This window comes from Acidovorax sp. Leaf160, from assembly GCF_001424265.1.
Classification (GTDB): Bacteria; Pseudomonadota; Gammaproteobacteria; order Burkholderiales; family Burkholderiaceae_C; genus Paracidovorax.
On record NZ_LMOV01000001.1, the window covers coordinates 77114 to 99544 of the forward strand.

17 protein-coding genes are annotated in these 22431 nt (G+C 69.7%); 7 read left to right on the forward strand and 10 right to left on the reverse strand.

Annotated features, from left to right (window positions below):
* Positions 1-11: 11 nt before the first annotated feature.
* From ASF94_RS00325 to ASF94_RS00350, 7 genes are all read right to left on the reverse strand, one after another.
* Positions 12-836, reverse strand: coding sequence for an ABC transporter ATP-binding protein (locus ASF94_RS00325; protein ID WP_156382373.1), 825 nt, complete (start codon positions 834-836; stop codon positions 12-14).
* Positions 837-1015: 179 nt separating this feature from the next.
* On the reverse strand, positions 1016-2341 hold the full coding sequence (locus ASF94_RS00330) for an ABC transporter substrate-binding protein (RefSeq protein ID WP_056659891.1): 1326 nt from the start codon (positions 2339-2341) through the stop codon (positions 1016-1018).
* 101 nt (positions 2342-2442) lie between these two features.
* Positions 2443-3507 (reverse strand): branched-chain amino acid ABC transporter permease, encoded by a 1065-nt coding sequence (locus tag ASF94_RS00335; RefSeq protein ID WP_056659895.1) that lies wholly within the window; start codon positions 3505-3507, stop codon positions 2443-2445.
* 24 nt (positions 3508-3531) lie between these two features.
* Positions 3532-3663: a hypothetical protein gene (locus tag ASF94_RS21850; RefSeq protein WP_255355187.1), complete on the reverse strand. Its 132-nt coding sequence runs from the start codon at positions 3661-3663 to the stop codon at positions 3532-3534.
* Positions 3660-4589 carry a branched-chain amino acid ABC transporter permease gene (locus ASF94_RS00340; protein ID WP_056659899.1) on the reverse strand — a complete coding sequence of 310 codons (930 nt, stop codon included), beginning with the start codon at positions 4587-4589 and terminating at the stop codon, positions 3660-3662. The genes ASF94_RS21850 and ASF94_RS00340 overlap by 4 nt, the downstream gene beginning before the upstream one ends.
* 10 nt (positions 4590-4599) lie before the next feature.
* Complete coding sequence (locus tag ASF94_RS00345; RefSeq protein WP_056659902.1) at positions 4600-5385, reverse strand: ABC transporter ATP-binding protein; 786 nt, start codon at positions 5383-5385, stop codon at positions 4600-4602.
* Between the two features lie 20 nt (positions 5386-5405).
* Positions 5406-7352 carry a long-chain fatty acid--CoA ligase gene (locus ASF94_RS00350; RefSeq protein ID WP_056659905.1) on the reverse strand — a complete coding sequence of 649 codons (1947 nt, stop codon included), beginning with the start codon at positions 7350-7352 and terminating at the stop codon, positions 5406-5408.
* Positions 7353-7618: 266 nt separating this feature from the next.
* Here ASF94_RS00350 and ASF94_RS00355 point away from each other — a divergent pair, with 266 nt between their 5' ends.
* The 3 genes from ASF94_RS00355 to ASF94_RS00365 all read left to right on the forward strand — a co-directional run bounded on the left by ASF94_RS00355 (position 7619) and on the right by ASF94_RS00365 (position 11246).
* Positions 7619-9367, forward strand: a complete 1749-nt coding sequence (locus tag ASF94_RS00355) for an AAA family ATPase (protein ID WP_056659908.1) — start codon at positions 7619-7621, stop codon at positions 9365-9367.
* 5 nt (positions 9368-9372) lie between these two features.
* Positions 9373-10206, forward strand: coding sequence for a general secretion pathway protein GspB (locus ASF94_RS00360; protein ID WP_056659911.1), 834 nt, complete (start codon positions 9373-9375; stop codon positions 10204-10206).
* Between the two features lie 200 nt (positions 10207-10406).
* Positions 10407-11246: a Crp/Fnr family transcriptional regulator gene (locus ASF94_RS00365; protein WP_056660703.1), complete on the forward strand. Its 840-nt coding sequence runs from the start codon at positions 10407-10409 to the stop codon at positions 11244-11246.
* Here ASF94_RS00365 and ASF94_RS00370 read toward each other — a convergent pair.
* The gene (locus ASF94_RS00370) at positions 11236-12978 is read right to left on the reverse strand and encodes a methyl-accepting chemotaxis protein (RefSeq protein ID WP_056659914.1); all 1743 of its coding nucleotides are present in this window, start codon (positions 12976-12978) and stop codon (positions 11236-11238) included. The genes ASF94_RS00365 and ASF94_RS00370 overlap by 11 nt on opposite strands.
* Before the next feature lie 246 nt (positions 12979-13224).
* Between ASF94_RS00370 and ASF94_RS00375 the strand changes: the two genes are divergently transcribed.
* From ASF94_RS00375 to ASF94_RS00385, 3 genes are all read left to right on the forward strand, one after another.
* Positions 13225-13890 carry a methylamine utilization protein gene (locus tag ASF94_RS00375; protein ID WP_235505184.1) on the forward strand — a complete coding sequence of 222 codons (666 nt, stop codon included), beginning with the start codon at positions 13225-13227 and terminating at the stop codon, positions 13888-13890.
* Positions 13890-16451: a bifunctional diguanylate cyclase/phosphodiesterase gene (locus tag ASF94_RS00380; protein ID WP_082492867.1), complete on the forward strand. Its 2562-nt coding sequence runs from the start codon at positions 13890-13892 to the stop codon at positions 16449-16451. The genes ASF94_RS00375 and ASF94_RS00380 overlap by 1 nt, the downstream gene beginning before the upstream one ends.
* Before the next feature lie 61 nt (positions 16452-16512).
* Entirely contained in the window at positions 16513-17667 is a 1155-nt protein-coding gene (locus ASF94_RS00385) for a pseudouridine synthase (protein WP_235505185.1), read from the forward strand.
* A 285-nt stretch (positions 17668-17952) separates the two neighbouring features.
* Here the strand turns inward: ASF94_RS00385 and aqpZ are convergent, their stop codons facing one another.
* Positions 17953-18654 carry an aquaporin Z gene (aqpZ, locus tag ASF94_RS00390; protein ID WP_056659917.1) on the reverse strand — a complete coding sequence of 234 codons (702 nt, stop codon included), beginning with the start codon at positions 18652-18654 and terminating at the stop codon, positions 17953-17955.
* 265 nt (positions 18655-18919) lie between these two features.
* On the opposite strand from aqpZ, the gene htpG reads away from it, so the two are divergent.
* Positions 18920-20878, forward strand: coding sequence for a molecular chaperone HtpG (gene htpG / locus ASF94_RS00395; RefSeq protein ID WP_056659921.1), 1959 nt, complete (start codon positions 18920-18922; stop codon positions 20876-20878).
* A 178-nt stretch (positions 20879-21056) separates the two neighbouring features.
* Here htpG and ASF94_RS21910 read toward each other — a convergent pair whose 3' ends face one another.
* Positions 21057-22274 (reverse strand): IPTL-CTERM sorting domain-containing protein, encoded by a 1218-nt coding sequence (locus ASF94_RS21910; protein WP_056659924.1) that lies wholly within the window; start codon positions 22272-22274, stop codon positions 21057-21059.
* Between the last annotated feature and the right edge of the window lie 157 nt (positions 22275-22431).

Genomic DNA, 22431 nt, shown 5'->3' on the forward strand with positions numbered 1-22431 from the left:
GTTGTCCATCTCTAGGCCAGCCAGCGCTTGCGCCGCTTGTAGCTCTTGACGTCCTTGAAGCTGCGCCGCTCGCCGCCGCCCATGCCCAGGTAGAACTCCTTGACGTCCTCGTTCGTCGCCAGGTCGGCCGCCGCGCCGTCCATCACCACGCGGCCGTTCTCCAGGATGTAGCCGTAGTCGGCATTGCGCAGCGCCATCGAGGTGTTCTGCTCGGCCAGCAAAAAGGTTACGCGCTCCTTGGCGTTCAGGTCCTTCACGATGGCGAAGACCTCGTCCACGATCTGCGGCGCCAGGCCCATCGAGGGCTCGTCCAGCAGCACCATCTTCGGGCTGGCCATCAGCGCGCGGCCGATGGCGCACATCTGCTGCTCGCCGCCCGAGGTGTAGGCCGCCTGGCTGGTGCGGCGCGTCTTCAGGCGGGGGAAATAGTTGTAGACCTTCTCCAGGTTGGCCGCCACCTCGCCGCGGTCGCGCCGCGTGTAGGCGCCGGTCAGCAGGTTTTCCTCGATGGTCAGGTGGGCGAAGCAGTGCCGGCCTTCCATCACCTGCACCACGCCCCGGTCCACCAGCCCGGCGGGCGAGAGCTGCTCGATGCGTTCGCCGCGCAGCGTGATGCTGCCCTTGGTGACCTCGCCGCGCTCGCCCGCCAGCAGGTTGGAGATGGCGCGCAGCGTGGTCGTCTTGCCCGCCCCGTTGCCGCCCAGCAGGGCGACGATGGAGCCTTCGGGCACCGTCAGCGACACGCCCTTGAGCACCAGGATCACATGGTTGTAGATGACCTCGATGCCGTTGACGACAAGCAGCGGGTCGCTGGTGGAAGGCGGTGAGGTGGTCATGGCGTGTTCCATGGGCGTTGAGGAGGGCAGGCAGTTCGGCTTCAGAGGCGTGGCGCTGGCGTGGATCGGTGGCGCGGCCTGTGGCATGGGGGGCGCGGGACACCGAGGAAGGGCCGCCCCGCACCGAGGGTGTCGTCCCCCTCCCGCGTAGCGAGAGAGGGGGAAGGCGCGTCAGCGACTCAGGGGGTGCAAGTTCTGGGCTTCACGTTCTTGTCCTTGGCGTACTTGGCGGCGTACTCCTTGACCAGCGGGTCGATGTGCATCTTGTCGGCCTGGTACCAGTCGGACTTGATGTCCCACTTGCCGCCGTCCCACTGCACGATGCGCGCCCAGTCGGTGCCCATGTGGTTCTGGCACGAGGTCTTCACCGGCCGCATCACTTCGCCGAAGCCCAGGGCCTTGAGCTTGTCGGCCGTCAGGTCCAGGTTCTCGAAGCCCCAGCGCACCTGCTCGGGCGTCAGCACCTTGCCCTTGCCGTACTTCTCCTGCGCGGCGCGGATCGCCTCCACCTGCAGCATCGAGATCATCATCCCGCGGGTGTGCGCCAGCGTGCCCACGCCCGTGGCGGCGCCGGTGCCCTGGCCCTTGTCGTAGACGAACTTCTTCAGGTCGTCATGCACCTTGTCCTTGGCCGCGCTGTTGTGGATGGTGATGGCGTTGTAGCCCTTGGCGCCCGCGCCGATGTCCTTCACGTCGTGGTCGGAGCCGGCCCACCAGATCGCGTAGATCTTCTCGCGCGGGTAGCCGCTGGCCTGGGCCTCGCGGATGCCGGCGGGCGTCATGACGCCGGCCGACCAGAACAGCACGTAGTCGGGCTTTTGCTGGCGGATCTGCAGCCAGGTCGACTTCTGTTCCACGCCGGGCGGCGTGACCGGGAAGGTGCTGAACGTGAAGCCGTCGGCCTCGGCACGCTTTTGCAGCAGCGGAATGGGTTCCTTGCCGTAGGGGCTGTCGTGGTAGACCAGCGCGATCTTCTTGCCCTTCAGGCTGCCGCCTTCCTTCTTGGCGATGTCCTGCAGCATCACGTCGGCGGCGGTCCAGTAGGTGCCCAGCAGCGGGAAGTTCCATTCGAACACCGTGCCGTCGGCCGACTGCGACAGGCCGTAGCCGGGCGTCTCGACCGGGATTTTGTCCACGAAGGCCTTGTCGGTCACCGCGAAGGTGATGCCGGTGGACTGCGTGTCGAAGCCCGAGGCGCCGCTGCCCTTGCCCTTCAGGCGCTCATAGCATTCCACGCCCTTGGCGGCGTCGTACGCCGTCTCGCATTCCTCGAAGGCGATCTTCACGCCGTTCACGCCGCCGTCGCGCGCGTTCACCAGCTTCAGGTAGTCCTGCTTGCCGTCGGCCCATGGAATGCCCAGCGGCGCGAACTGGCCGGTGCGATAGACCATCAGCGGCACGAACTGCTCGGTGGCAGCCTGCGCCTGCGCGGCCACCGGCAGATACGCCGCGATGGCGGTGGCGCCGGCAGCGGCGGCCAGCGCGATTCTTTGCTTGAGTTGCATGGCTAGAGTCTCCTGGAGTGATGGCACCTGAAGTGCGCTTGTGGTGAAGGAAGGCCGGAACACGGACGCAGGGAGCAAGAAGCGCAATGACCCGCGGGCGGTCAGTGCGGGAAAGGCCACAGCCGCAGCTTCTGCCGGGCGGTGGACCACAGCCGCGCCAGGCCGTGGGGTTCGACGATCAGGAAGAAGACGATCAGCGCGCCGAAGATCATGTGTTCCACATGGGTCGCGGTCGCGGTGGAGATCGGCAGGCCCAGCCAGTGCGGCACGTAGTTCAAGAGCAGCGGCAGCAGCACGATGAAGGCGGCGCCGAAGAACGCGCCCGAGATGGAGCCCAGCCCGCCGATGATGACCATGAAGAGCAGCTGGAAGGAACGCTCGATGCCGAAGGCCGCCGGCTCCCACGAGCCCAGGTGCACGAAGCCCCAGAGGCCGCCGGCCACGCCCACGATGAAGCTGCTGACGGCGAAGGCGCTGAGCTTGGCGTAGACCGGGCAGATGCCGATCACCGCCGCTGCCACGTCCATGTCGCGCATGGCCATCCACTCGCGGCCGATGGCGCCACGCACCAGGTTCTTGGCCAGCAGGGCGAACACGGCCACGAAGCCCAGGCACAGCAGGTACTTCTGCACGGGCGTCTGGATGGCATAGCCCAGGATGTCCAGCCCGCCCACGCTCACCGAGCCGGAGGACGAGTCGTTGGTGACCCACTTCACGCGGTTGGTGAACCAGTCGGTGAAGAACTGCGCGGCCAGCGTGGCCACCGCCAGGTAGAGGCCCCGGATGCGCAGGCTCGGGATGCCGAAGAGCACGCCGAACACCGTGGCGAACAGCCCGCCGCCCAGCAGCGCCAGCAAGAGCGGCATGCCGTCGATGCGCGCCTGCAGGTTGTAGGCCGCATAGGCGCCCACCGCCATGAAGGCGCCCGTGCCCAGCGAGATCTGCCCGCAGTAGCCCACCAGGACGTTCAGCCCGATGGCCGCCAGCGACAGGATGAGGAAGGGAATGGCGATGGCGCGGAAGAAATAGTCGCTGCCCACCATCGGCACCAGCACGAAGGCCACGGCCAGCAGGCCGAGGATGGCCCACCGGTCCTGCGCGACGGGGAAGAGCCCCATGTCGGCGCGGTAGCTGCTCTTAAATTGACCGTTTTCGCGATAGAACATCTGCTTAGCTCCTGTGCTTGAGGTTCAGACGCGATCGATGATCTTGTCCACGTGGGCACGGCCTGCGGCCGCACAGTGCAGCCCCTGGCCCCACTGACCGGATTCGCGGTGCGAATCCGGCGCCGACTTCGCAAAATTATTGATGGCGTACTTCATACGCGATCAATAATTTTGTCGCCGAACAGGCCCTGCGGACGCACCAGCAGGAAGCCCAGCGCCAGCACGTAGGCGAACCAGTTCTCGATGCCGCCGCCCAGGTAGGGCCCCAGGTAGATCTCGGAGAGCTTCTCGCCCACGCCGATCACCAGGCCGCCGACGATGGCGCCCGGCACCGAGGTGAGGCCGCCCAGGATCACCACCGGAAACGCCTTCAGCGCCACCAGCGAGATGGAGAACTGCACGCCCAGCTTGCTGCCCCAGATGATGCCGGCCACCAGCGCGACGATGCCGCCTACCGACCAGACGATCACCCAGATGCGCGAGAGCGGAATGCCGATCGACTGCGCCGCCTGGTGGTCGTCCGCCACGGCGCGCAGGGCGCGGCCGGTGCGCGTCTTCTGGAAGAAGAGCGACAGCAGGGCCACCAGCAGGGCGGCCACCAGCGCGGCATAGAGGTCTTCCTTGGACAGCAGCAGGCCGCCCTCGAAGACGTTCTCCAGCACGATCATCGGGTCCTTGGGCATGCCCACGTCGATCTTGTAGGTGGCGCTGCCGAAGATGAGCTGACCCGCGCCGTCGAGGAAGTAGGTGATGCCCAGCGTGGCCATCAGCAGCGTGATGCCTTCCTGGTTCACCAGCCGGCGCAGCGCCAGCCGCTCCACCAGCCATGCCACCGCCACCATGCACAGCACGGCCGCGCAGAAGGCCATCAGGTTGGCCAGCAGCAGGCTGCTGAAGCCCAGCCACTTCGGGAACCATTCGGCAAAGCGCGCCATGGCCAGCGCCGCGAACAGCACCATCGCCCCTTGCGCGAAGTTGAAGACGCCGGAGGCCTTGAAGATCAGCACGAAGCCCAGCGCCACCAGCGCGTAGAGCATGCCGGCCATCAGGCCGCCGAATACGGTTTCGAGAAAGAATCCCATGGCTTGCCTCTCAGTGTCCAGCGCCCAGATAGGCGCGGATGACGTCTTCGTTTTCTCTGACCGATTGCGGCGTGCCGTCGCCGATCTTCTTGCCGTAGTCGAGCACCACCACGCGGTCGGAGATGTCCATCACCACGCCCATGTCGTGCTCGATCAGCACGATGGTGGTGCCGAACTCGTCGTTCACGTCGAGGATGAAGCGGCACATGTCCTGCTTTTCCTCCACGTTCATGCCGGCCATGGGTTCGTCCAGCAGCAGCACCTGCGGCTCCATCGCCAGCGCGCGGCCCAGGTCCACGCGCTTTTGCAGGCCGTAGGGCAGCTGGCCCACGGGCGCCTTGCGCCAGGCCTGGATCTCCAGGAAGTCGATGATGCGTTCGACCACCTCGCGGTGGCGGATCTCCTCGTCCACCGCCGGGCCGATGCGCAGGGCCTGCATCAGCAGGTTGCTTCTGATCTTCAGGTTGCGGCCGGACATGATGTTGTCCAGCACGCTCATGCCCTTGAAGAGGGCCAGGTTCTGGAAGGTGCGTGCCACGCCCATCTCGGCCACCTGGCGGCTGTTCATGTGGTCGAAGGTCTTGCCGCGGAAGGTGATGGAGCCCTCGGATGGTGTGTAGACGCCGTTGATGCAGTTGAGCATCGAGCTCTTGCCGGCGCCGTTCGGGCCGATGATGGAGCGGATCTCGTGCTCGCGCACATCGAACGAGATGTCGGTCAGCGCCTTCACCCCGCCGAATCGCAGGCTGATGTTGCGGACGTCGAGGATGACGTCGCCGATCTTCTTGGTGGTCATCTGCAGGTTCTTCCCTGGTTTCAGGCGGCCCGGCGGGCGGGGGCGAAGGTCTTGGCGTCCATCAGCACCAGGTCGGCGCTGACGCGGCCCGTGCGGCCGTCCTCGAACTTCACCTGCGTCTCGATGAACTGCGTGGTGCGGCCGGCGTAGAGCGCATCCACCAGCACGCCGTACTTGTCGGCGATGAAGCCGCGGCGGACCTTGTTGGTGCGGGTGAGTTCGCCGTCGTCGGCGTCCAGCTCCTTGTGCAGCACCAGGAACCGGCTCACCTGGCTGCCGGCCAGCAGCTCGTCGGTGGCGAGGTCGGCGTTCACCTTCTCCACGCAGTCGCGGATCAGGCCGTACACCTCGGGCTTGGCGGCCAGGTCGGTGTAGCCGGCGTAGGGCAGGTTGCGGCGCTCGGCCCAGTTGCCCACGGCGTCGAAGTCGATGTTGATCAGCGCGCAGGCCTTGTCGCGGCCGTTGCCCAGCGCCACCACTTCCTTGATGTAGGGAAAGAACTTGAGCTTGTTCTCCACGTACTTGGGCGCGAACATGGCGCCGTCGTTGGCACCGCCCGAAAGACGCCCCACGTCCTTGATGCGGTCGATGATCTTGAGGTGGCCCTGCGCGTCGAGGAAGCCCGCGTCGCTGGTGCGGTACCAGCCGTCTTCGGTCAGCACCTCGGCCGTGGCGGCGGGGTTCTTGTAGTACTCGCGCAGCAGGCCGGCCGACTTGACCAGGATCTCGCCGTTGTCGGCCACCTTGATCTCCACCCCGCGGATGGGCACGCCCACCGTGTCGGCGCGGGCCTGGTTGTCGGGCTGCAGGCAGACGAACACGGCGGTCTCGGTGGAGCCGTAGAGCTGCTTCAGGTTGATGCCGATGGAGCGGTAGAAGGTGAACAGGTCCGGCCCGATGGCCTCGCCCGCCGTGTAGGCCACGCGCACCCGCGAGAAACCCAGCGTGTTGCGCAGCGGGCCGTAGACCAGCAGGTCGCCCAGCGCGTAGAGCGCGCGGTCCCAGGCGCCCACCGGCTGGCCGTCCTGCAGCGCGGGGCCCACGCGGCGGGCCAGGGCCATGCAGGCGTGGAACATGCGGCGCTTGAGCGCGCCCGCGTCTTCCATGCGGATCATCACGCTGGTCAAGAGGCCCTCGAACACGCGGGGCGGGGCGAAGTAGTAGGTGGGGCCGACTTCCTTCAGGTCGATGGTCACCGTGGCCGCCGACTCGGGGCAGTTCACCACGTAGCCGCAGGCCAGCCACTGCGCGTAGCTGAAGATGTTCTGGCCGATCCAGGCGGGCGGCAGGTAGGCCAGCACTTCTTCGCTGCTGGTCAGGCGGTCGAACTCGGCGCCGGCCGTGGCGCGGTCCAGCAGCGTGGCGTGGGTGTGCACCACGCCCTTGGGGTTGCCGGTGGTGCCGGAGGTGAAGAACATCGCGGCCACGTCCTCGGGCCGCGTGGCAGCGACCTGCTCGGCGAACCAGCCGGGCTGGCGCGCCGCGGCGGCCTGGCCGGCCTGGGCCAGCGTGTCCATCGACTCCAGGCCGGGCTCGTCATAGTTGCGCAGGCCGCGCGGGTCGTCGAAGAAGATGCGGCTGATGGCCGGGCACTGCTCGCGGATCTCCAGCAGCTTGTCCACCTGCTCCTGGTCCTCGACGATGCAGAAGCGCACTTCGGCGTTGTTCAGCGGATAGACGCACTCGGCGGCCACCGCGTCCTGATAGAGCGGCACCGGAATGGCGCCCAGCGACTGCGCGGCCAGCATGGTGGCGTAGAGGCGCGGGCGGTTGGCGCCGATCACCACCAGATGCTCGCCGCGCGCCAGGCCGGCCTCGTGCAGGCCGGCGGCCAGGGCTTCCACCATGCGCGCCAGGTCCGCCCAGCTGTGGGTCTGCCAGATGCCGTATTCCTTCTCGCGCAATGCAGCGGCGGTGGGGCGCTCGGCGGCGTGGCGCAGCAGCAGTTGGGGGAATGTGGTGCTCATACCTCTCCTGTCAGGACGGTGTGGCGTCGTCGGCGGCGCGGGGAGTGCGGCGCGATCGTTCGGTCAACAGCCCGATTGATCGTGCGGCCCGCGGCGAGAACGCCCTTGCAATGCCTTGCATGGTAGGAATCACTTTGACGTCCATATGTCTTTGTGACGACAATTTGCGGGAAACTCCTGACGGGTCTAACCCTGCGCTGCGCTGCAGCAAACGCGCGGCTGCCGCGCCCCGGGCCCACGCAGGCGGGGCGGTATCCTCCCGGCCCATGTACGCACCGTTCTTCGGTCTGGAGCACGCTCCGTTTTCCATCGCGCCCGACCCGCGCTACCTCTTCATGAGCGACCGCCACCGCGAGGCGCTGGCCCACCTGCTCTACGGGCTGGACGCGGGCGGCGGCTTCGTGCTGCTGACGGGCGAGATCGGCACCGGCAAGACCACCGTCTGCCGCTGCTTCCTGGAGCAGATTCCGGCGCACTGCAACGTCGCCTACATCTTCAACCCCAAGCTCACCGTGGGCGAGCTGCTGCGCTCCATCTGCGACGAGTTCGGCGTGGCGCACGCGCCCGCCGCGCCGGGGGCCGAGACCGTCAAGGACTGCCTGGACCCGCTGAACGCCTTCCTGCTGGCGCAGCACGCAGCGGGGCGCAACAACGTGCTCATCATCGACGAGGCGCAGAACCTGGCGCCCGACGTGCTGGAGCAGCTGCGCCTGCTCACCAACCTGGAAACCAGCGAACGCAAGCTGCTGCAGATCATCCTGATCGGCCAGCCCGAGCTGCGCGGCATGGTCGCCAGCGCCGCGCTGGAGCCGCTGGCCCAGCGCGTGATCGCCCGCTTCCACCTGGACGCCCTCACCGCGCAGGAGACCGCGCAGTACGTGGACCACCGCCTGCGCGTGGCCGGCCTGTCCGGCCCGCTGCCCTTCGACCGGCGCGCGCTGCAGCGCGTGCACCGCCTGGCGCGTGGCGTGCCGCGCCGCATCAACCTGCTGTGCGACCGCGCGCTGCTGGGCGCCTACGCAGCCGGCACGCACCAGGTGGGCGACGCCATCGTGCGCCGCGCGGCGCGCGAGGTGTTCGGCAGCGCCGGCAGCGCGGGTGCCGCTGGCGGCGCTGCGCAGGCCGGCGCAGGCTCCGCGTCCCGCTGGCGCACCGGTGCCGCCGGCGCCCTGGGCGCGCTGGCCGGCGCCGCCGTGGTGGCCGCCGGCGTGTGGGCCTGGCCCGGCGGGCGCATGGCCGGGCCGGAGGCGGCGCATCCGTCCCGCGCCGCGCAGCGGGCCCTGGACAGGGCAGAGGCCGCTTCGGCGCCTTCCCCCGCCGCCAGCGCCGTGCCCTCGGCCGATGCGCTGGCGCCGTTCCTGGCCGCGCAACCCGCCGACGACGCGGCGGCCTGGCAGGCGCTGGCCGCCGCCTGGGGCGCCACCCCAGCCGGCCGCGAGGGCAGCGCGGCCGATGCCTGCGGCGCCTGGCTGCCGCAGGCGGGCCTGCGCTGCTGGCGCAACCCCCGCGCCAGCCTGAACCTGGTGCGCCAGCTCGACCGGCCGGTGCTGCTGACCCTCTACCCCGGTGGCGACGCCGCCCCTGTGGCCGCCGTGCTGCGCGTGCTGCAGGGCGAGGTCGCCACGCTGCAGGGCGCGCAAGGCCGCAGCGTGCGCCTGCCGGTGAGCGCGCTGGCGCAGGTCTGGCGCGGCGAGCTGGCGACGCTCTGGCGCATGCCGCCCGGCCTGGCCGGCAAGACCGACAAGGGCGACAAGGGTGACCCCTCCGAAGTCAGCGACGTGGCCACCCAACCGGCCGGCGCCGCCTGGCTCGACCAGCATCTGCCCGCCGCCGCCGACGCGGCTACCTCGGCCGGCGCGACCCGCACCGTCACGCTGGCCGAGCGGCGTGCCCGCATCCACCGCTTCCAGCTGGCCCAGGGCCTCACGCCCGACGGGCGGGCCGGCCCGCTCACCCTCATGCAGCTGAACCGCGCCGCTGGCGTCGAAGAACCGCGCCTGCGCACCGGAGTCTGAACACCATGTCGTACATCCTGGAAGCGCTGCGGCGCGCCGAAGCCGAACGCGGGCGGGGCGCCGTGCCCGGCCTGCACACGCCGGGGCCTGCCGCCACCGGCCACCCCGCTGCCGACCCGCCCGGCCGGCCCCGGGCGGCCACCGCCCTGGTGGTGACGGGCGCGGCGCTGGCCGCCGCCGCCGTCGCCGCAGGCGGCATGTGGTGGTGGCAGCAGTCGCGCGGCGGCGGGGTGGTGGTTGCGGCGGCACCTTCTGCGGCACCTCCGGCGGCTGCCTCGGAGGCCACTTCCTCGGTCAGTGCAGCGGCCACCGCCGTGGGCGCGTCGCCGGCCAGCGTGGCGGCTCCTGTGAAGGAGCCGCCGCCTGCACCCGCCAAGACGGCGCCGGCGGCAGAGGCGCGGCCCGAGCGCCGCAATCCATCGACGCCCCCGGCCTCCGCAGAGGCGCCCCCGCCCGCCCCGGCGACGCCGCGCGCCGCCAAGGCAGAGACGCCCCGGACGGCGCCGGCAGCGCCAGCGGCGACCGCTGTGGCTCGCCCGTCCGCACCCGCCCCGGCACCCACCCCGGCACCCGCTCCTCCCGCGCCCAAGGCCACGGCATCCGCCGGCACGGTCTTCGCACCGGGCGACCTGCCCGCATCGGTGCGCGACCAGCTGCCCATGCTGCAGATCGCGGGCGTCACCTACTCGTCCAACCCGCTCTACCGCATGGCCATCGTCAACGGCCAGGTGCTGCACGAAGGCGACGCGGCGGCGCCCGGCCTGACGCTGGAGCGCGTGGAGCAGGGCCGGACGGTCTGGGCGTTCCAGGGCTACCGGTATGCCGTGCCGTCCAAGTAGCCGCCCCTGGGGCGCACACGGCGGGCCGCCCCTGATGTTTTGATGCCTGACCGGCCTTGGGCGCCCGTTTTCATTGGCTCATATGCTATAAAAAACATAGCATTGCGTGACCGCATCCGGCCGCATGGCGCGCGGGCGCCGGCCCCGGTCGTGGTATTCCCCCATCCGTGCCGGCCGCCTCCTGGGCCATGCTCGGGCGCATGAACCAGGACGTCACCCTGCACCAGCGCCGCAGGCCGCCCACCGCGCAGGAGCTGGCCGGCATTCCGTGGCTGGCCGCGCTGCAGCCGGCCGAGCGCGAGCGCGCCGTGGCGGCGTTGCGGGTGGGCGATGCGCTGGTGGGCGACCATGTCTGCCGGCTGGGCCGCCCGGTCACCTACTGGTTCGGCGTGGTCGAGGGCCTGCTCAAGATGAGCACCGACAACGAGCAGGGCCAGACCATGACCTTCGCCGGCCTGCCGCCGGGCGGCTGGTTCGGCGAGGGCACGGTGGTCAAGCGCGAACCCTACCGCTACAACGTGCGGGCGCTGCGCAAGAGCGTGGTGGCCGGCCTGCCGCTGGAGACCTTCCACTGGCTGCTGGACCACTCCATCGGCTTCAACCGCTTCGTAATGGGGCAGCTCAACGAGCGGCTGGGCCAGTTCATCGGCGCACTGGAGATCGACCGCATGGCCAACACCGACCTGCGGGTGGCGCGCAGCCTGGCGGCGCTCTTCAACCCGGTGCTCTACCCCAACGTGGGCGAGGTGCTGCGCATCACCCAGCAGGAGCTGGCGTACCTGGTGGGGCTGTCGCGCCAGCGGGTGAACGAGGCGCTCACCACGCTCGATGCGCAGGGCGCCATCCGGGTCGAATACGGGGGCTTGCGGGTGCTCGACCTGGCGGCGCTGCGCAGCGGCAGCTTCGCGCCGCAGGGCGCCGCCGCCGCCGGCCGCGACCCGAAGGACAGCACCGCCGCGCCGACGACCGCGCCGCGCCGCCGCGCACGGCGGGCCGTGCCGCCCGCGCCAACCGCTGCGGCAGGCCCGCTCAGCGGGTGAGCGCGCGGGGCGCGGGCGCCGCCGCCGCGCGCAGGGCAGGGCGGCGCGGGGCCGCCACCGCAGCCTGGGGCGCAGGCACGGGCGATGCGGCGCCCAGCGCAGCCGGCTGCCAGTCGCGGCCATCGCTGCCGGCGCCGTCACCCGGCTGGCGCGACAGGCGGAACTGGCCCACCACGTGCGTCAGCCGGGCGGCCTGCTCGCGCAGGCTGTCGGCGGCGGCCGAGCTTTCCTCCACCAGCGCGGCGTTCTGCTGCGTCATGGAATCCAGCTCGCCCACCGACTGGCTGACCTGGCCGATGCGCTCGCTCTGCGACTGCGCGGAGGCGGTGATCTCGCCCATGATGTCCGACACGCGGCGCACCGACTCCACCAGCTCGCGGATCGTGGAGCCCGCCTGGCCCACCAGCGTGCTGCCCTGGCTCACATGCGTGCCGCTGGCCTGGATCAGCGCCTTGATCTCCCGCGCCGCATCGGCCGAACGGCCGGCCAGCGCCCGCACTTCCGACGCCACCACGGCGAAGCCCCGGCCCTGCTCGCCGGCCCGCGCGGCTTCCACGGCGGCGTTCAGCGCCAGGATGTTGGTCTGGAAGGCGATGCCGTCGATCACGCTGATGATGTCGCCGATCTTGTGCGAGCTGGCGCTGATCGTGTCCATCGTGTTCACCACCTGCGACACCACGTCGCCGCTGCGCGTGGCCACGTCGGACGCGGAAGAGGTGAGGCCGTGCGCCTGGCGCGAGGCGTCGGCGCTCTGGGTCACGGTGTGGGTGATGTCGCCCAGGGCCGACGCGGCCTCCTGCAGGTTGCGCGAGGTGTGCTCGGTGCGCTGGCTCAGGTCGAGGTTGCCGGAGGCCACTTCGGCGCTGGCGACCAGGATGGAATCGGCCGCGGTGCTGATCTCGCCCACCAGCGTGCGCAGGCGCTCCTGCATGGCGGCAATGGCTTCCAGCAGCCGGCCGGTCTCGTCGTGCTGGCGCACCTCGACCTGCGAGGTCAGGTCGCCCCGGGCGATGCGCTCGGCCACCACCACGGCGCGGCCCAGCGGCTGCGTGATGCTGCGCGTGGCCCGCCAGGCGATCAGCAGGCCGGCGGCAATCGCCAGCACCACCAGCAGGATGCTCAGGTAGCGCGCCCGTTGCTGCGTGGCCTCGGCCGTGGCGACCACTTCGGTGTTCAGCTGCTCCTGCAGCTCCAGCATCTTGCCCAGCTGGGCGCGCCAGGCGGCCTCCAGCGGCGCCACGCGGGTCATCAGGCCGAGCGACGCGCTCACGGTGTCGCCGTCGGTGATGGCCTTGAGGGCCGACTCGATCTCCGGCCGGGCCTTGCGGGCCTGCGCCTGGATGTCGGCGGCCAGCTGCTGCTCGGCCGGCGTGGCGGGTGCGGAGCCGGCCCCGCCCAGCAGTTGCTGCAGGCTGGCCTCGTCGCGGGCATAGCGCTCCAGCACCTGGCCGGCCCGGCCCACCTGTTCGGTCGACTGCCGCGGATCGATCTCGGTCAGCATGGCGGCGGAGCGGCTGTGCAGGCCCACGGCGCTCACGCTGTCGAGCAGGCTGTTGACCAGCCGCGTCTTGCTGGCGCTGGTCGAGGCGATGTACTGCAGCTGGCCCTGCACGGTGGCCAGCGACCACTGGCCCACCAGCGCGATCGCCAGCACCAGCAGCAGGATGCAGCCGAAGCCCCAGCCCAGGCGGGTGGAGATCGATAGCGAGTTGAGACGGGTTCTGGCAGCCATGGAAGGTTCCTGGAAAGATCAAAGGCAGCCGTGCAGCAAGATGAATGCCTGCGTTCGGTTGCGGTTGTTACAAGTAATGCCTGCGAGAAAATCCAAAATGGCGAAGACTACTTCGGCCTGAGTGCCGCCATCATGCCTATCAAATTCCGCTTTCGGTTCCTCTTTACAGCGGTCGAAGCTCCTGTTTTGATAGCATTCCGTGGGTCTTCCGACCCTTCCTCACGATCCCAACGTGGTCCATTGTCCATGTCATTGTTACAAGATCGTGCCTTTTTCCTGCACCGCACCCGCCGCTGGAAGCAGCCGGTTGCGGGCTTTTTGGCTGCCGGAATCGTGGCCCTGTGCGCGCCGCTCGCCCGGGCTGCCACGGTGCAGGTCACGGTGCAGGACGCGGCGGGCAAGCCTTTGTCCGGCGCGGTGGTGTTTCTCGATTCGGCCGACGCACGGCGCCTGGTGCGCCCGCTGGCCGACGCGGAAATGGGCCAGCAGAACCTGAAGTTCGTGCCCGACGTGCTGGTGGTGCCGGTGGGCACGGCGGTGCGCTTTCCCAACCACGACACGGTGCGCCACCACGTCTATTCGTTCTCGCCGGCCAAGAAGTTCGAGCTGAAGCTGTATGCCGGTGTGCCCGCCAACCCGGTGGTGTTCGACCAGGCGGGCGTGGCCGTGCTGGGCTGCAACATCCATGACCACATGGTGGGCTGGGTGCTGGTGGTCGATACGCCGTACTACACCCAGAGTGCCGCACCCTCCGGCAGCGCCCGCATCGACAAGGTGCCCGCCGGCAGCTACCAGCTGCGGGTGTGGCACACCAGCCTGCCGGTGGGCGCGCCCGCCCACACGCAGGCGCTCACGGTGGCCGAGCCGGGCGGCGCCCCGGTCGTGGTGCAACTGACGGCAGCGAAACCCTGATGGCGCCGCTCCTGTCCCGGCCCCTGCCGCCCCTGTCGCGGTCGCTCTCCCGGCTGCGCCTGGCGCTGCCGCGCAGCCTGATCGGCCGGCTGGTGGGGCTGTCGCTGCTGCTGCTCTTTGCCGTGCAGCTGGCAGGATTCGCCGTGGTGCGCGCCACCATCGACCGCAACGCGCGCATCCAGATCGAGGGCGCCCTCGACGGCGACGCGCGCGCCTGGCAGCGGGTGCTGGGCTACAACGCCGAGCGGCTGCAGCAGGCTGCGGCGCTGCTGGCGGCCGACTACGGCTTCCGGTCGGCGGTGCTGTCCGGCGACGTGGACACCATGCAGTCGGTGCTGGACAACCACGGCCGGCGCATCGGCGCGGCGGTGTCGGCGCTGCTGGACGACCGCATGTCGCTGGTGTCGGCCAGCGTGAAGGGGGGCGCCAGCGCCTACGAAGTCGCGCTGGGCCAGGCCGTGCCGCTGCTGGCCTCGGGCGAGAAGAAGGACAGCCGCATCGTGGTGGTGGGCGGCACGCCCTACCAGTTCGTCATGGTGCCCATGCGTGCGCCGCTGGTCATCGGCTGGGTGGTGATGGGCTTTCCGATCAGCCAGGCCCAGGCGCTGGAGCTGCAGCAGCTGCGCTCGGCCGAGGTCGCGCTGCTGGTGACCGCCGCCGACGGCAGCCTGTCGGTGCCCGTCAGCAGCCTGACCGGCGAGGTGGTCGAGCGCCTGCGCCGCGCCGGGCCCGTCGGCGAGCTGCACACCGAGCACGGCGACCTGCTGGCGCGCACCGTGCGCATGGAGAGCCTGGGCGGGCAGGTGCAGGCGGTGATCCTGCGGTCGGTGAACGAGGTGGTGGCGCCGTACCGGCGGCTGCAGGTGATGCTGGGCATCGTCACGCTGATCGGCGTGCTGCTGTTCGCCGCGGCCAATGGCTGGATGGCGCACCGCCTCACGGTGCCGCTGCGCTCGCTGATCGCCGCCACGCTCCGCATGGCCGATGGCGACTATGCGGTGCCCATGGGCTACACGCGCCGGCGCGACGAGATCGGCAACCTGGCGCGCGCGTTCGACCGCATGCGGCTCGATATCGCCGAGCAGCAGGTCGAGATCCAGCGCATGGCGCTCACCGACCGGCTGACGGGGCTGCCCAACCGGGAGCATTTCCGCGCGCTGCTGGTGAAGGCCATGGCGCCGGGGCCGGGCGGCGACACGTCGCTGGCCGTGCTGTCGCTGGACCTGGACCGCTTCAAGCACGTCAACGGCGTGCTGGGCTACGGCATGGGCGACCAGCTGCTGCAGGCCGTGGCCGACCGCATCGGCCACCAGGTGCGCTCGGGGCGCGATGTGCTGGCGCGCCTGGGCGGCAATGCCTTTGCCCTGCTGCTGCCCGGCGCGACGGCCGAGGAGGCCAGCGCCGTCGCCCAGCGCATCGCGCGCGCTTTCGAGACCCCGCTGGCCCTGGGCGACCAGACGCTGGACGTGAGCGCCGGCATCGGCATTGCCTGCTGGCCCGGGCCCGCCAGCGATGCCGACACGCTGCTGAGCCATGCGGAGATCGCCATGTACGCGGCCAAGCAGCGCCTGAGCGGCGCCATGCACTACGACACCGCGATGGACTCGTCGAGCCCGGAGAGTTTGTCGATGCTGACCGATCTGCGCCATGCCATCGACCATGGGGAGCTGCGCCTCTATCTGCAGCCCAAGGTGGCGCTGAATGGCTGGAAGGGCTGCGCCGCCGAGGCGCTGCTGCGCTGGCAGCACCCCGAACGCGGCCTGGTGCCGCCGATGCAGTTCATTCCCTTTGCCGAGCAGACCGGCTTCGTGCGCCACCTGACGCTCTGGGTCTTCGCCGAGACGGCGCGCCTGCTGGCCCGCCCCGAGGTGCGGGCAACGGGGCTGCGGGTGTCGGTGAACCTGTCCACCCGCGACCTGCTGGACCCGGAACTGCATCAGAAGCTGGGCGACCTGCTGTCCCAGCACGGCGTGGCGGCCGAGTCGTTCTGCCTGGAGATCACCGAGAGCGCCATCATGGACGACCCGCAGCGCGCCGAGGCCATGCTGAACCGCCTGTCCGGCCTGGGCTTTCGCCTGTCCATCGACGACTTCGGCACCGGCTATTCGTCGCTGGGCTACCTGCGGCGCCTGCCGGTGGACGAGCTGAAGATCGACAAGTCGTTCGTGCTGGGCATGGTGGCTGAGGGGGAGGGAGCCGCCACGGCCACCGTCGGCGGCACGGGCGCGGGCCCGGGCCCTGGCCCGGGCCCTGGCCCGGGCCCGGGCCCGGGCCCGGGCCAGGGCGGTGGGCAGGGCCATGGGGACGTGCAGATCGTGCGCTCCACCATCGACCTGGCGCACAACCTGGGGCTGACGGTGGTGGCCGAGGGCGTGGAAACCGAGGCGGTGATGCAACGCCTGAAGGACCTGGGCTGCGACGATGCGCAGGGCTACTTCATCAGCCGGCCGCTGCCGCTCGCGGATTTCCTGGCCTGGCTGCGGCGCCCGCGGGAGGCCGCTGCGGCCCCCTGCGCCACGCCGCCCATCGCGGACGCGCAGACCCCGCTGGCTGCCTGCTGAACCGGCTGCCGATCCGGCGGCTGATCTGCCGGCCGAGCCGCCGGCGCGAGACAATGGCGGCATGTCCGACACGCCGCCCTCCCGTCCTCCAGTTCCTCCCGCTTCCGGCGCTGTGCCCGAGGGGCCCGCCACCCGGCCCACGCTGCGCCGGCCCGAGGGCGCCGCGCCCGTCAGGCCGCCGGTGCGCCGCGGGGCCACGCCGGCGCCGCGTCCGGCCCAGCCGCCGCGTCCGCCTTCCGGACCGCGCCCGGCGTCGGGGCCCGGCGCCTACGCCGGCCCGCGCCCTGGCACCGGCGGCCGCCCTCCGGCCGGCGGGCGGCCCAACCCGTCGCAGCCGCCGCAGCCCGGCTGGCGCGCCGGGGCCGCCGCACCGGCGCCCCACACCGCCCAGGGCCCGCAACGCAGCCCCGGCCCCCGTTCCCTGGCGGCCGCGCAGGGCGCCCCGCGCACGTCGCAGCCGGGTGACACCCAGCGGCTGAACAAGCGCATGGCGGAGCTGGGCCTGTGCTCGCGGCGCGAGGCCGACGACTGGGTGGCCATGGGCTGGGTCCGCGTGAACGGCGAAGTCGCCGTGATGGGCCAGCAGGTGACGGCCGCCGACCGCATCGAGGTGGACGCGCAGGCGCACGGCCAGCAGGAGCGGCAGGTCACCATCCTCATGCACAAGCCCATGGGCTACGTCAGCGGCCAGGCGGAAGATGGCCACACGCCCGCCGTGGCGCTGATCAACCCCCGCACCCACTGGCGCGAAGACCCGAGCGGGCTGCGCTTCACGCCGCCGCACCTGCGGGGCCTGGCGCCCTGCGGCCGGCTCGACATCGATTCCGTCGGTCTGCTGGTGCTGACGCAGGACGGCCGCGTGGCCCGCCAGTTGATCGGCGAGAACTCCGAAGTGGACAAGGAATACCTGGTGCGCGTGCAGTACGGCGACGTTGCCACCGACGTGCAGCGCGCCTTTCCGGCCGACCGGCTGGCGCTGCTCTGCCACGGGCTGTCGCTGGACGGCCAGGCCCTCAAGCCGGCAGAGGTGGAGTGGCAGAACCCCGAACAGCTGCGCTTTGTGCTGACCGAGGGCAAGAAGCGCCAGATCCGCCGCATGTGCGAGCAGGTCGGCCTGAAGGTGGTGGGCCTCAAGCGCATCCGCATCGGCCGCGTGGTGCTCGGCAACCTGCCCGTGGGGCAGTGGCGCTATCTGGGAGCGAACGAGCGGTTCTGACCGGGCTTGCCGTCGAAAACGATAGCGTGGGGTCGAGGTTTCTCGGGTGTTCCGGAGCGGTTCGCATCTGGAAGGCCCGCAGCCCCAAGACCTGCTGCTATGGAAGAAGGAGCGGTGGGTCAGTGGGGCCGTCGGTCGGTAGGTCGGTGCCGATTCCCGGGGTGGCGCGCCACACAGCGTGCGGCACGAAGTCTGCTGGCGCGCCAGGATGTTCGCGGGCCCGGGCGGGCGCGCCGGCCGGGCCCGCTGCGCCGTGTCGCCCGGCGCGGCGGCGCGGCGGCGCTGTCAGTCGTCCGACAGCAGTAGCTGGTAGATCGCTGCGCCGATGATGGCGCCCGCGACGGGCGCGACCCAGAAGAGCCAGAGCTGCGAGACGGCGATCTCGGGGCCGAAGAGGGCCGGGCCGGTGCTGCGGGCCGGGTTGACGGAGGTGTTCGTCACGGGAATGGAGATCAGGTGGATCAGCGTGAGCGCCAGTCCGATGGCCATGCCGGCGAAGCCTTCGGCAGCGCGCCGGTCGGTCGCGCCCAGGATCACCAGCAGGAAGACGGCCGTGAGCACCACCTCGGTGACCAGTGCCGCCATCAGGCCGTAGCCCCCGGGCGAATGCGGCCCGTAGCCGTTGGTGGCGAAGCCGCCGATCTCGGCGCCGGGTTTGCCGGTGGCGATCAGATAGAGCAGGCCCGCCGCCGCGATGGCGCCCAGCACCTGCGCGATGATGTAGCCGGGCAGCTCGCCCGCGCGGAACCGGCCGCCCACTGCCAGCCCGATCGACACCGCCGGGTTGAAATGGCCGCCCGAGACGGGGCCGAAGGCGTAGGCGCCGGTCAGCACCGTGAGGCCGAAGGCGAGCGACACGCCCAGCAGGCCGATGCCCAGCTGCGGGAAGGCCGCCGCCAGCACCGCGCTGCCGCAGCCGCCGAACGTCAGCCAGAAAGTGCCGAGGAATTCGGCGGACCATTTTTTGATGTTGCTGTGGCTGCCCATGGCGCGCCCTCCCTTGCCTGATGGTTCGGCTGTTGAATGAATCGGGTGAAATGCATGAACCGGTGAACGGATGCAAAAAGCCCGCGACGGAGACGTCGGCGGGCTTTCGGGAATCTTAGGCAGGCAGGCGCGGCCGGGGCGGCCGGCAATGTGAACAATGTGTCGCTCGGCGGGAAGCCACAACACTTCTTGATAATTGCGGCCCCGTCCCGATCTGTGCGGGCGTCGTATTTTTCGTGAACCTCGTTTCAGTCACACATTCACCATGAGCAAGCAAACCCATTCCTTCCAGGCCGAAGTGGCGCAACTGCTGCACCTGGTCACCCACTCGCTGTATTCCAATCAGGAAATCTTCCTGCGCGAGCTGATCTCCAACGCCTCCGATGCCTGCGACAAGCTGCGCTTCGAGGCGCTCAACAACGCCGGGCTGTATGAAGACGCGCCCAACCTGGAAGTGCGCGTGGCCTTCGACAAGGCGGCCAAGACCCTCACCATCACCGACAACGGCATCGGGATGAGCGAGCAGGAAGCGATCGACCACCTGGGCACTATCGCCAAGAGCGGCACGAAGGACTTCATGAGCCGCCTGTCGGGCGACCAGAAGCAGACCGCCAGCGAGCAGGGCCAGCTGATCGGCCAGTTCGGCGTGGGCTTCTACTCTGGCTTCATCGTGGCCGACCGGATCACGGTGGAATCGCGCCGCGCCGGCCTGCCGGCCGAGCAGGGCGTGCGCTGGGTGAGCGGCGGCACCGGCGACTTCGAGGTCGAGTCGATCAACCGCCCCCAGCGCGGCACCAGCGTGATCCTGCACCTGCGCGACGACGCCGAAGAGTTCCTGAACGCCTGGAAGCTCAAGTCGGTCATCGCCAAGTATTCCGACCACATCAGCCTGCCCATCCTGATGGAAAAGGAAGAGTGGAAGGACGGGGAGAACGACCAGCCCGGCGAGATGGTCAAGACGGGCGAGTGGGAGGCCGTGAACAAGGCCAGCGCCCTCTGGACCCGGCCGAAGAAGGACATCACTGCCGAGCAGTACCAGGACTTCTACAAGGCCATCAGCCACGACCACGAGAACCCGCTGACCTGGAGCCACAACCGCGTGGAAGGCAACACCGAGTACACGCAGCTGCTCTACATCCCTGCCAAGGCGCCGTTCGATCTGTGGAACCGCGACAAGAAGGCGGGCGTGAAGCTGTACGTGAAGCGCGTCTTCATCATGGACGACGCCGAGGCGCTGATGCCCACCTACCTGCGCTTCGTGAAGGGCGTGATCGATTCCAGCGATCTGCCGCTGAACGTGAGCCGCGAGCTGCTGCAGGAAAGCCGGGACGTGCGTTCCATCCGCGAGGGCTCGACCAAGCGCGTGCTGTCGATGCTGGAAGACCTGGCCAAGCACGATTCCCATGCCGCCGGCGAGGGTGCCGACGGTGTGACCGACGTGGTGAGCGAGGAAGACAAGGCCCGGGAAGGCAAGTACAGCCAGTTCTACGCCGAGTTCGGCGCGGTGCTCAAGGAAGGCCTGGGCGAGGACTTCGGCAACCGCGAGCGCATCGCCAAGCTGCTGCGCTTCCCGTCCACCACCACCGACACGGTCACCATCTCGCTGGCCGACTACAAGGCCCGCATGAAGGAAGGCCAGGAAGCGATCTACTACATCACGGCCGATACGCTGGCCGCCGCGAAGAACAGCCCGCAGCTTGAAGTCTTCAAGAAAAAGGGCATCGAAGTGCTGCTGATGGCCGACCGCGTGGACGAGTGGGCGCTGAACTACCTGCACGACTTCGACGGCACGCCGCTGCAGTCGGTCGCCAAGGGCGCGGTCGATCTGGGCAAGCTGCAGGACGAGGCCGAGAAGAAGGCGGCCGAGGAGGCGGCGGAAAGCTTCAAGCCCGTGCTGGCGAAGCTGAAGGAAGCGCTGAAGGACAAGGCCGAGGACGTGCGCGTCACCACCCGCCTGGTGGATTCACCCGCCTGTCTGGTCACCTCCGACGATGGCATGAGCACCCAGCTGGCGCGCCTGCTCAAGCAGGCGGGCCAGCAGGCGCCGGACACCAAGCCGGTGCTGGAGGTGAACCCCGAGCACGCCCTGGTGAAGAAGCTGGAGGGCAGCGTGCACTTCCACGACCTGGCCCACATCCTGTTCGACCAGGCGCTGCTGGCCGAGGGCGGCCTGCCGGAAGACCCGGCCGCTTACGTGAAGCGGGTGAACGCCCTGCTGATGTGATCGGCTGACCGGGCAGGCAGCGTGCCGCGCGGGTGGGCCTGCCCGGCACGCTGCGTGCGGTTTGCGCCGGAGCTGCACACGCTGCCTTCGCTGCGCCGGCCAGGCTCCGCTGCCGCTATGCGGGGTGGAGAGGGCGGCACGGCCGCCCCGGCCTGGAATGGGGTCCGCCCGGCCGCGATCAGAACCACTTCTTGCGGCGGCTGAGGAATCCGGCCAGCCCCATCGTCAACCCGGACAGCATCAGCAGGCCCATGTCGGAAAGCGTGGGGATCGGCTGCTTGGTGGTGGGGCCGGGAGTGGGGTCGGGAGTAGGGTCGGGAGTAGGGTCCGGGTCGGGGGTTGGGTCGGGCGTCGGGTCGGGGGGTGCCGTGTACGTGCAGGCCAGATCGGCCTTGGCCTGCCCGTTGAACTGGCCCAATGCCGTGGTGAACTGCGCTGGCGAGGTGATGGTGTTGCGCGCCGCGTTGCCGGAGCGGCACGCCTCGATGCCGGCCGCGTCGTCGGGCCAGCGCACCTGGGCGGTGATGGTGCAGCCGTCCACGGGCATGGTCGTGCCGCGCAGTGAAATCGTTCCGCTGTCGGTGTCCGTGGTCAGGGTGCCACCGGTGCAGCTGTGGCGGGCGCTCACCAGCTTCAGCGGAGCGGGCAGCACATCGGCCACGTTGACGTCCGGCACTACGCCGTTCAAATCGGGATTCTTGAGCTCGATGGTCAGCGTGCTGGTGCCGCCGGGCGTGGTGCTGGCCGGCGCGAAAGACTTGCTGACGCTCGGCGCGTCGGCCATGAAGACGTCGCCGAAGGAGGAGTCTGGGCCCCCGGAGCCATAGGCCGTCATCGTGATTTCCCGCACATATGGCGGCAGGTCGATGTAGCCACCGGTGCTCTGGATGTTCCTGTCCGGGGTATAGACGCGCAACGACCGGGAGTTGGTGTCCCACTCGAACTGGGTCTGGGACGGGTAGTTGGGCGTCGTGCTGGGGGCGTAGCGCGTGCGGGGGAACTGCGTCTCGTCGCCGAGGTTGCAGGGCTCGATCGCCTGCGTCGCAGGGTTCAGGCATTTCGCGCTGATGTAGCGCTCGGTGGAGGAGCGCTGGTCACGGACGCTGATGCGGCTGGGCACCTTGCTCGAGCTCGGGGTCACGACGATGGTCACGCCATTGCCCGGCGTGTTGACGAAACTGGTGTGGTCCGACATCAGCTTGAAGCCCCCGCCGCCTGGCGGGGTCACGGTCATCTTGCCGGCGCTGTTTTCATAGCTGGGGGAATCGTCGGGCAACCTCGGATCATCGAAGTAGTGGGTGAGGAGCTCGCTGTTCTGGTAGCCCCACGCTGGGGCGAAAGGCAGAGCACTGGTCAAGACCAGGATGGCGACGCTGGAACGTGAGAGCTTGGGCATGCGGTTGGGTTTTGTTACATGGAGGCTCCAAAGCTAACATTCGATAAATCTATTAACCAGCCAAAATTGATTGCGTTGACCGTCGTTAACGATGCAGGGGGTGTTCCGGATCGTCTTCGTCGCTGCTTGGTCGATGATGTCGGCCATGTGATGGCGA